Origin of the sequence: Rhodococcus gordoniae (assembly GCF_001646655.1) — a bacterium.
GTDB lineage: Bacteria > Actinomycetota > Actinomycetes > Mycobacteriales > Mycobacteriaceae > Rhodococcus > Rhodococcus gordoniae.
The window spans coordinates 1-9,509 of record NZ_LPZN01000085.1 but is presented as its reverse complement, the minus strand read 5'-3'; the positions used below and the strand labels follow the sequence as shown (position 1 = coordinate 9,509).

The window sequence follows — 9,509 nt, the reverse complement described above, 5'->3', positions numbered from 1 at the left end:
TCGCCGAGTTTCGCCGCCGCGGCTCGTGCGGCCGCGGCCAGTGCTCGTGACGTGCAGGACCCGGTCGCGGTGTGCGAGGCCGCGGCGGACTGAACTGTCGCCGCGCAGCGCACGCGACTACCGTGGTCGGGGTGCGGTTGACGGAGTTCTACGAGGTGGTCCGGGACGAGTTCGGGCAGATGCACGGCGATGCGTTGCTGCGCGATCATGTGCTGCTCGCGCTCGGTGGACGGACGCCGGCAGAGGCCATCGAGGCCGGGCAGGAACCGCGCGAGGTGTGGCGCGCGCTCTGCGACGAGTTCGACGTTCCGCCCGTGCGGCGGTAGTCACGGTTCACCGGCGGGAACGAGGGATTCCGCCTGCCTCCGAGAGGGGCGCGCGGTGCGACATCGGTTCTCTGTCCGACAGGGATGCGACCATTGCCCGCGGACACCGAGCGACCGGATTTCGAACACGTGTTCGGCTATGCTGGGTGCACCGGATGGGTGTTGTCCACAGGCGGTGATCCCATCCACAGATGCGGCGTTTCCGCGGTCGCAGCGGCGAACTTGTCGGTGCCGGGTTCTAACGTCGTCGACAACAAGGACGAGATTCGATTAAGGGGACCAAGATGGCAGCACAGGCTCACGACCGCGAGAAGGCGCTCGAGCTCGCCCTCGCGCAGATCGACAAGAGCTTCGGTAAGGGCTCGGTGATGCGCCTGGGCGAGGACGTACGTCCGCCCATCGCAGTCATTCCCACCGGGTCGATCGCACTCGACGTGGCTCTCGGTATCGGCGGTCTGCCGCGCGGCCGCGTCATCGAGATCTACGGCCCGGAATCGTCGGGTAAGACGACGGTGGCCCTCCACGCGGTGGCCAACGCGCAGGCCGCCGGCGGTATCGCGGCGTTCATCGACGCCGAGCACGCACTGGATCCGGATTACGCGCGCAAGCTCGGCGTCGACACCGACGCCCTGCTCGTATCGCAGCCCGACACCGGTGAGCAGGCGCTCGAGATCGCCGACATGCTCATCCGCTCGGGTGCGCTCGACATCATCGTCATCGACTCGGTCGCAGCACTCGTGCCGCGCGCCGAGATCGAGGGCGAGATGGGCGACAGCCACGTCGGTCTCCAGGCCCGCCTGATGAGCCAGGCACTGCGCAAGATGACCGGTGCGCTCAACAACTCCGGCACCACCGCGATCTTCATCAACCAGCTGCGCGAGAAGATCGGCGTGATGTTCGGCTCGCCCGAGACCACCACGGGCGGTAAGGCGCTGAAGTTCTACGCCTCCGTGCGTCTGGACGTGCGCCGGATCGAGACCCTCAAGGACGGCGGAGACGCGGTCGGCAACCGCACCCGCGTGAAGGTCGTCAAGAACAAGGTCTCGCCTCCGTTCAAGCAGGCCGAGTTCGACATCCTGTACGGGCAGGGCATCTCGAAGGAGGGCTCGCTCATCGACATGGGTGTCGATCAGGGCTTCATCCGCAAGTCGGGCTCCTGGTACACCTACGAGGGCGACCAGCTCGGTCAGGGCAAGGAGAACGCCCGCAAATTCCTGCTCGAGAACACCGATGTGCGCGACGAGATCGAGAAGAAGATCAAGGAGAAGCTCGGCATCGGTGCCGTACTCACCGATCCGAGCGATGCCGAGGAGTCGGTCGACTTCTAGTCAATGCCCAGGCCGGACGGGGGCACGGACGCACATCGCGTCCGTGCCCCCGCGGCATATCCGCACACGGCCGCGCTGTCGGTGGGTCCGGCTACTGTGCGCGTCATGGACGACCCCGAGGAACGACGGTCCGAAAGACGGTCCGAACGACGCGGACGGCGGCGCTCGGCTCGCACCGAACAGGAGCTGCCCGGTGGCGGTACCGAGGCGCAGGCCAAGGATGTCTGCCTGCGTCTGCTGACGGATCGCGCGCGCAGTCGATCCGAGCTCGCGGCGAAGCTCGAGCAGAAGGGTTTCGCGTCCGACGTCGCCGAGCGTGCCCTCGATCGCCTCACCGAGGTCGGGTTGATCGACGACGCGGATTTCGCCGACCAATGGGCGCGTTCACGTCATCTGCATGCGGGGAAGGGCAAGCGGGCGATCGCACTCGAACTGCGCCGTAAAGGAATCGACGCCGACGATGCGGCGGCTGCCCTCGAGCAGATCGACACCGCCGACGAGCGCGAACGCGCGGTGGAGCTGGTTCGCAAGAAGCTCCGCACCCAGCCGCCGCTGCCCACCGAAGGCGATCGGCGCGAGATCGCGGCCGAACGCGACAAGCTGGTACGGCGGCTGGTCGGCATGCTGGCCCGGCGCGGTTACGCGCAGGGAATGGCGTTCGACGTCGTGCGGGAGGAACTCGCGGCCTTCGGTGCCGACGCGAGCAACCTCCCGCACGACTGAAACACTATTTCCGGCGTTCGCCGGTCGGGCACACTACGTGCGTTTCTCGCCGGTCATGTCCAGGCCCGGCACCGCCATCGTCGGTAGGGTCTGTGGCTCTTCGGTCGCCACGGCACCCTTTTTGCGTTTTCCGGAGCGCAGGCGCTTCTCGAGCCAGGTCGCGAACTGCGTCAGCGCACTGTTGAGGACGATCATGATCACCGCGACCACCAGCAGCGCAGGCAGGTAGTTCTGGAAGAACGCGCCGAGCTGCTGTCCGGAACGCACCACTTCGACGTAGCCGATGAGGTAGCCGAGGGCAGAGTCCTTGAGCGCGATCACCATCTGCGACACGATCGCCGGGAGCATGACCGTCACGGCCTGCGGCAGCAGGATCAGCCGCATGAGCTGGTTCTTCCGCATGCCGATGGCGTAGGCGGCTTCGCTCTGGCCGCGCGGGAGCGACCTGATACCCGCTCGCACGATCTCGGCGATGACCGAGCCGTTGTACAGGGTCAGACCGGTGATGACCGCTGCGAGCGCGAGGTAGTCGGACTTGAAGACGCGGTACTCGGCGAAGACCTGGTAGGCGAAGATCATCAGGATCAGCACCGGGACGGCGCGGAACAACTCGACGATCGTGCCGGCGATCCCGCGGACCCATCGGTGATCGGAGAGGCGGGCGATGCCGAGCACCGTGCCGAGGATCAGTGCCAGCACGATCGATGCGACGGCCGCGATGATCGTGCCGCGGATGCCGGGCAGCAGATAGGTCGTCCAGCTGGTGGATTCGACGAACGGCTCCCACTTGGCCGCTGTCAGCTGTCCGTTGGCGTCGAGCGCGCGGTAGACGATCCAGCCGACGACGAGGAGGAGCGCGACCACGACGACCGACAGGATCCGGTAGATCGCCTTCGCGCGGGGCCCGGGCGCGTCGTAGAGAACTGTTCCGTGTGCACTCATCGGGCAACCTCGTATCGCTTGCTGAGCCGGCCGAACAACAGGCCGGTGGGGAGGGTGAGGATGACGAACCCGAGCGCGAAGATGCCACCGACGACGAAGATGGCCGCTTCGTTCTCGATCATCGTCTTCATCAGCAGCGAGGCCTCGGACACGCCGATCACGGAGGCGATCGTCGAGTTCTTGGTCAAGGCGATGAGCACCGAGCCGAGCGGGGCGATGACGGCGCGGAACGCCTGGGGGAGGACGATCAGGCGCAGATTCTGACCGAAGGTCAGGCCGAGGGAGCGGCCGGCCTCCGACTGTCCGAGCGAGACCGTGTTGATGCCGGAGCGGAGCGACTCGCACACGAAGGCCGCCGTATACACGATCAGGCCCAGCACCGCGAGCCGGAAGTTGTTGTCCACCAGGAAGGTCGGCGACGACTCGGAGGCCAGCTTGATGCCGAGCGTCTGGGACAGGCCGAACAGGCAGAAGATGATGATCAGCGTCAGCGGGGTGTTACGGAAGATCGTCACGTAGGCGGTGCCGACGGCGCGCGCCACGGGGATGGGCGACACGCGCATCGCGGCGAGGATCGTTCCGAGGATCAGTGCGCCGATCGCCGAGACGACGGTCAGCTGGATCGTGGTCCAGAACGCGTCGAGTAGCTGGCTGCTGTACTTGCTCAACAGATCCACAGGTCACTCCGGGATCGAGGGGACGGGGTGGGAGTCCGGAACGGCCCGGCCGGTCCGTGGGGATCTCACGGACCGGCCGCACCGGCGGACGGGACGGGTGGAACCCGTACGCGGTAACGATCGACACTCAGTAGCGATCGACGGCGGGGGGCTCGGGGAGGGGGTAGCCCGACGCGCCGACCGTCTCCTCGAATGCGGCCGCCCACGCACCGCTGTCGATCATCTCCTGGATCGCGTCGTTGATCGCGTTGCGGGACTCGTCGTCGCCCTTGGCGAGACCGATGCCGTAGCGCTCGGTGGTGAACGGCTCGCCGACGACCTTGAAGTCACCCGGGCTCTGCGCGGCGTAACCGGCGAGGATGATGTCGTCGGTGGTCACCGCGTCGACCGCACCGTTGCGCAGCGCCTCGACGCACAGCGAATAGGTGTCGAACTCCTGGAGCTGAACGTCCTGTGCGTAGTTGTCCTTCACGTTCTGGGCCGGGGTCGAACCCGCCACCGAGCACAGACGCTTGCCGCCGTTGAGCGAATCGGGTCCGGTGATCTCGGTGTCGTCCGCGCGCACCAGGAGCGACTGCCCGGCGATGAAGTACGGGCCGGCGAAGTCCACCTTCTCCTTGCGGGTATCGGTGATCGAGTAGGTCGCGACGACGTAGTCGACCTCGCCGTTCTGGATGAGGGTCTCGCGCTGCGCGGACGGGGCTTCCTTGAACTCGATGTTCTCCTCGGAGACACCGAGCTGACCGGCGACGTACTTGGCGACCTCGACGTCGAACCCGCTGAACGAACCGTCCGGGTTGCGCAGGCCGAGACCCGGCTGGTCGAACTTGATACCGACCGTCAGGGTGCCGTTCTCTGCGGACTGCGAGACACTGCGCGTCTCGTCGCCACCGCACGCGGTGGCGACCACTGCCACGGCGACGGCGCCGATACCCAGGCGGATGGAGCGGGACAGTTTCATCGAATACCTCCGGTGCGGTTCGTCAGGAACAACGTCCGACGGGCCGGACGGCCCGTCGGATGCGGAAAGGTCAGTGACTGAGGATCTTGCCGAGGAAGTCCTTGGCGCGATCGGATTTCGGTGCGGTGAAGAAGGTCTCGGGATCGGTGTCCTCGACGATGCGGCCGTCGGCCATGAACAGCACACGGTCGCCGGCCTTGCGGGCGAATCCCATCTCGTGGGTGACCACGACCATCGTCATGCCCTCCTTCGCGAGAGAGGTCATCACGTCGAGGACCTCCTGGACCATCTCGGGGTCGAGGGCGGAGGTGGGCTCGTCGAACAGCATCACCTTCGGGTTCATCGCGAGGGCCCGCGCGATCGCGACACGCTGCTGCTGGCCGCCCGACAGCTGTGCCGGGTACTTGTCGGCCTGGTTGGCGATCCCGACCCGGTCGAGCAGCGCCATCGCCGACTCGCGGGCCTGTTCCTTCTTGATCCTGCGCACCTTGAGGGGACCGAGCATGACGTTCTGGAGGATCGTCTTGTGGGCGAAGAGGTTGAACGACTGGAACACCATGCCGACGTCTGCACGCAAACGGGCCAGCGCCCGGCCCTCCTCCGGCAACAGGGTGCCGTCCACGTGGATCTCACCCGTGTCGATCGGTTCGAGCCGGTTGATGGTGCGGCAGAGGGTCGATTTCCCCGAACCGGACGGGCCGACGACGATGACGACCTGTCCTCGGGGGATCTCGAGGTTGATGTCCTGCAGGACGTGCAGGGATCCGAAGTGCTTGTTCACCCCGTTCATGGAGATCATGGACGAGCTGGTGTCCGACTTCTCGGACGGACGATCCGTTCCGGCTGCCGCTGATGTCATATCTGCAGACCCTATGCCGTCCGGCGCCCGAGACTTCGCATTTCGGGACACCTTCGACGCACGCGTCACGGGATTTCTCCGGCACGAGCGGTGACGGACAGGTCGACGGGGCTCGTGGGGTCGGTGCGTGGAAAGGGGACCGGTCGAGGTGAGATACCCTGAGACGTGTCACTGATCGACGAAGAAGCCCCCCGTACCGGTGCCCGGACCTACGAGGTCCGCACCTACGGCTGCCAGATGAACGTACACGATTCCGAGCGCCTGTCGGGGTTGCTGGAGGACGCCGGCTTCGCCAAGGCCGCTGCCGGCACGTCACCCGATCTGGTCGTGTTCAACACGTGCGCGGTGCGGGAGAACGCCGACAACAAGCTGTACGGCAATCTGAGTCATCTGCGCCCGGTCAAGGACGACAACCCCGACATGCAGATCGCCGTCGGCGGCTGCCTCGCCCAGAAGGACCGCGACACGGTCGTGAAGAAGGCGCCCTGGGTCGACGTGGTCTTCGGCACGCACAACATCGGCAATCTTCCCGCGCTGCTCGAACGGGCGCGGCACAACCGCCGCGCCGAGGTCGAGATCCTCGACGCTCTCGAGGCGTTCCCGTCGACGCTGCCCGCCAAGCGCGAGTCGTCGTACGCCGGATGGGTGTCGATCTCCGTCGGCTGCAACAACACGTGCACCTTCTGCATCGTGCCGTCGCTGCGCGGCAAGGAGGTCGACCGGCGTCCCGGCGACATCCTCGCCGAAGTGCAGGCGCTCGTCGACGAGGGCGTGCTCGAGGTGACGCTGCTCGGCCAGAACGTCAACTCCTACGGCCGGTCCTTCGCCGATCCCGAGCAGCCCCGCGACCGGGGTGCCTTCGCGGCGCTGCTGCGCGCGTGCGGCGACATCGAGGGCCTCGAGCGGGTGCGCTTCACGTCCCCGCACCCGGCGGAATTCACCGACGACGTCATCGAGGCGATGGCCCGGACCCCGAACGTGTGCCCGCAGCTGCACATGCCGTTGCAGTCCGGCAGCGACCGGATCCTGCGCGCCATGCGCCGCTCGTACCGCAAGGAACGCTTCCTGGGCATCATCGAGCGGGTCCGCGCCGCGATGCCGCACGCCGCGATCACCACCGACATCATCGTCGGCTTCCCCGGCGAAACCGAGGAGGACTTCCAGCAGACCCTCGAGGTCGTCGAGAAGGCGCGGTTCACCAGCGCGTTCACCTTCCAGTACTCGAAGCGCCCCGGTACCCCCGCAGCCGACATGGACGGTCAGCTCCCCAAGGCCGTGGTACAGGAACGGTACGAGCGCCTGATCGCGCTGCAGGAACGCATCACCCTCGAGGAGAACCGCACGCTCGTCGGCACCGAGGTCGAGCTCCTCGTCGCGGCGGGGGAGGGCCGCAAGAACGCCGAGACCGCCCGGATGAGCGGGCGTGCCCGCGACGGACGTCTCGTGCACTTCCGTCCCGAGGGTGCGATCGACACCGCGGTGCGCCCCGGCGACGTCATCACGATCGTCGTCAGCGACGCCGCGCCGCATCACCTCGTCGCGGACACCCCGATCCTCACGCACCGCCGCACACGCGCGGGCGACCACTTCGAACAGGGCCGGCTGCCCAAGACACCGCCGATCGGTGTCGGACTCGGACTGCCGAGCATCGGCGTCCCGGAACCGCTGCCGCCTCAGATGGGATGCAACGCATGACCACCGACAAGCCGCACGATCACCACGCGACCGGTGACGTACGAGCCCAACTCGAAGCCGCAGAACGGAAGGTGGCGAGCGACATCGACCCGGGCGCCCGGGCGATGTTCGTCGCGATCGCGGTCCTGATCCTGCTGGCGACGTTCAGCCTGCCCCACGCCGGATCCGCCAACGGATGGGAGGTGCTGTCCTTCGCCCCGGATGCGACCACCGAGGAGATCGGTCTTCCGTCGCGGCTGTTCGTGGGTTTCGCAGTGGTCTTCGCGGGTCTGGGTTCGATCCTCGCCCTCGTCACCCGCAAGTGGGCGTTGGCATGGGTGTCCCTGGCCGGCTCGGCGGTGACCATCGTCTTCGGCATGCTCGCGATCTGGTCGCGCCAGACCCTGCCCGTCGAGTCGTCCGCCGCAGGACCGGGTTTCGGTCTCGTGATCGGCTGGTTCGCCGTCATGGTCGTCGTCTTCCACTGGGCCCGCGTGGTCTGGGCGCGGACCTCCGCCCAGCTCGAGGCCGAGGCCGAATTGCGCAAGGTCGCGGCCCTGCACGAACGGCCCCGCCTGATGCGCGACGACACCGAGGCCTGACGACTCTCGCATGAAGACGACGATCCCCCTTCCCGGCCGGGAGAGGGGGATCGTCCGTTTCGGATGTTACGGCGTCGCGAGGTCAGCGCTCGCCGACAGCGCCTTCGGCTGCGTCGGCCCACTCACGCCACTGCGCAGCCTGTGCGAGGGCCTTCTCGGCCTCCTTCGCCCGGCCCGCCGCGGTCGCCTTGGCGGCCTGCTCCTCGAACTGACGCACCCGCTCCCGGAACTGGGCCGCACGGGCGAGCGCCTCGGGATCGGTGCGCCGCCACTCGGAATCGGCGGTCTCGCGCACCTTCTTCTCGATGGCCCGCAACCGGCCCTCGAGATCGTGCATGCGCTCGCGTGGCACCTTGCCGATCGCCTCCCACTGGTCCTGCAACTCGCGCAGGCGGGCCCGGGCACCCTCGAGATCGGCCGCCGGGTCGATCGACGAGGCCGCCTCGAGAAGCGCTTCCTTCGCGCGGGCGTTCTCCTCGAACTCGGCGTCGCGCTCGGCGTTCGCGGCGTTACGCGCCGCGAAGAAGACGTCCTGGGCACCCTTGAACCGCTTCCACAGCTGGTCGTCGGCGTCCTTCGGTGCGCGACCGGCCGCCTTCCACTCCGCGAGCAGGTCGCGGAAGGCACCGGCGGTGGCACCCCAGTCGGTGGAGTTCTGCAGTTCCTCCGCCCGAGCGACGAGTTCCTCCTTGCGGCTCTTCGCCGCGGCACGCTCGCGATCGAGTTCGGCGAAGTGGGCTCCGCGACGCCGGTTGAACGCCTCACGTGCCTTGGAGTAGCGGCGCCACAACACGTCGTCGACCTTCCGGTCGACACCGCGGATGGTCTTCCACTCCTCGAGGATCTCCCGCAGCCGGTCGCCCGCGGCCTTCCACTGGGTGGACTCGGCGGCGATCGTCTCGGCTTCGGCCGCAAGGGACTCCTTGCGGGCCGTGCTCTCGGCGCGCCGCTTCTCCTTCTCCTGCTTGGCGAGGACCGCAGCCTCTTCGGAATGCTCGATGATCGCGGTGAGCCGGGTGGCGAGCGCATCGAGGTCGCCGATGACCGAGGCGGTGGGCAGCGACTCGGCGAGTGCCTCGGCAGCTGTGCGGGTCTTCTTCACGTCGGCGGTGCCGGAGGTCAACCGGGTCTCGAGGATCGCCACCTCGGTGGCGAGATCGTCGTAGCGGCGGCCGAAATGGGCGAGGCCCTCGGCGGCGTCGCCTGCCTGCCACGATCCGATACACCGCTCGCCCTCGCTCGTGCGGACCCATGCGGTGCCGTCCTCGTCGACGCGACCGAACAGACTCGGATCACTCGCGGGCAACGTCGGGACATGGGGGTGCGTCTGGGCCGCCACCGGATGCGGCTTCGGGGGTGCCGTGGCGGAACCGTCACCGCCCGCGGCGGTGCCGGTTCCGCCGCGGCACGGCCGGAG

10 protein-coding genes are annotated in these 9,509 nt (G+C 67.6%); 5 read left to right on the top strand and 5 right to left on the bottom strand.

The window, feature by feature from the left end; translation table 11 throughout:
• Nucleotides 1-131 precede the first annotated feature (131 nt).
• From A8G18_RS21820 to A8G18_RS21810, 3 genes are all read left to right on the top strand, one after another.
• Nucleotides 132-326, top strand: coding sequence for a DUF3046 domain-containing protein (locus tag A8G18_RS21820; RefSeq protein ID WP_026003514.1), 195 nt, complete (start codon nucleotides 132-134; stop codon nucleotides 324-326).
• Nucleotides 327-610: 284 nt separating this feature from the next.
• The gene (gene recA, locus A8G18_RS21815; RefSeq protein ID WP_064065525.1) at nucleotides 611-1,654 is read left to right on the top strand and encodes a recombinase RecA; all 1,044 of its coding nucleotides are present in this window, start codon (nucleotides 611-613) and stop codon (nucleotides 1,652-1,654) included.
• A 105-nt stretch (nucleotides 1,655-1,759) separates the two neighbouring features.
• Nucleotides 1,760-2,377, top strand: a complete 618-nt coding sequence (locus tag A8G18_RS21810) for a regulatory protein RecX (RefSeq protein WP_064065524.1) — start codon at nucleotides 1,760-1,762, stop codon at nucleotides 2,375-2,377.
• 33 nt (nucleotides 2,378-2,410) lie between these two features.
• Here the strand turns inward: A8G18_RS21810 and A8G18_RS21805 are convergent, their stop codons facing one another.
• The 4 genes from A8G18_RS21805 to A8G18_RS21790 form a co-directional block, all read right to left on the bottom strand.
• Nucleotides 2,411-3,319, bottom strand: coding sequence for an amino acid ABC transporter permease (locus A8G18_RS21805; protein ID WP_064065523.1), 909 nt, complete (start codon nucleotides 3,317-3,319; stop codon nucleotides 2,411-2,413).
• Entirely contained in the window at nucleotides 3,316-3,996 is a 681-nt protein-coding gene (locus A8G18_RS21800; RefSeq protein WP_016934961.1) for an amino acid ABC transporter permease, read from the bottom strand. The genes A8G18_RS21805 and A8G18_RS21800 overlap by 4 nt, the downstream gene beginning before the upstream one ends.
• A gap of 127 nt (nucleotides 3,997-4,123) precedes the next feature.
• Nucleotides 4,124-4,957: a glutamate ABC transporter substrate-binding protein gene (locus A8G18_RS21795; protein WP_064065522.1), complete on the bottom strand. Its 834-nt coding sequence runs from the start codon at nucleotides 4,955-4,957 to the stop codon at nucleotides 4,124-4,126.
• Between the two features lie 70 nt (nucleotides 4,958-5,027).
• Nucleotides 5,028-5,756, bottom strand: a complete 729-nt coding sequence (locus tag A8G18_RS21790) for an amino acid ABC transporter ATP-binding protein (RefSeq protein WP_172506097.1) — start codon at nucleotides 5,754-5,756, stop codon at nucleotides 5,028-5,030.
• Nucleotides 5,757-5,981: 225 nt separating this feature from the next.
• Between A8G18_RS21790 and miaB the strand changes: the two genes are divergently transcribed.
• Together miaB and A8G18_RS21780 are read left to right on the top strand one after the other, a co-directional pair.
• Nucleotides 5,982-7,511 (top strand): tRNA (N6-isopentenyl adenosine(37)-C2)-methylthiotransferase MiaB, encoded by a 1,530-nt coding sequence (gene miaB, locus A8G18_RS21785; RefSeq protein WP_064065520.1) that lies wholly within the window; start codon nucleotides 5,982-5,984, stop codon nucleotides 7,509-7,511.
• On the top strand, nucleotides 7,499-8,092 hold the full coding sequence (locus tag A8G18_RS21780) for an Rv2732c family membrane protein (protein ID WP_064065519.1): 594 nt from the start codon (nucleotides 7,499-7,501) through the stop codon (nucleotides 8,090-8,092). The genes miaB and A8G18_RS21780 overlap by 13 nt, the downstream gene beginning before the upstream one ends.
• Before the next feature lie 82 nt (nucleotides 8,093-8,174).
• Here A8G18_RS21780 and A8G18_RS21775 read toward each other — a convergent pair.
• The coding region (locus tag A8G18_RS21775; protein ID WP_245208004.1) for a DUF349 domain-containing protein at nucleotides 8,175-9,509 on the bottom strand (1,335 nt) is incomplete at its 5' end.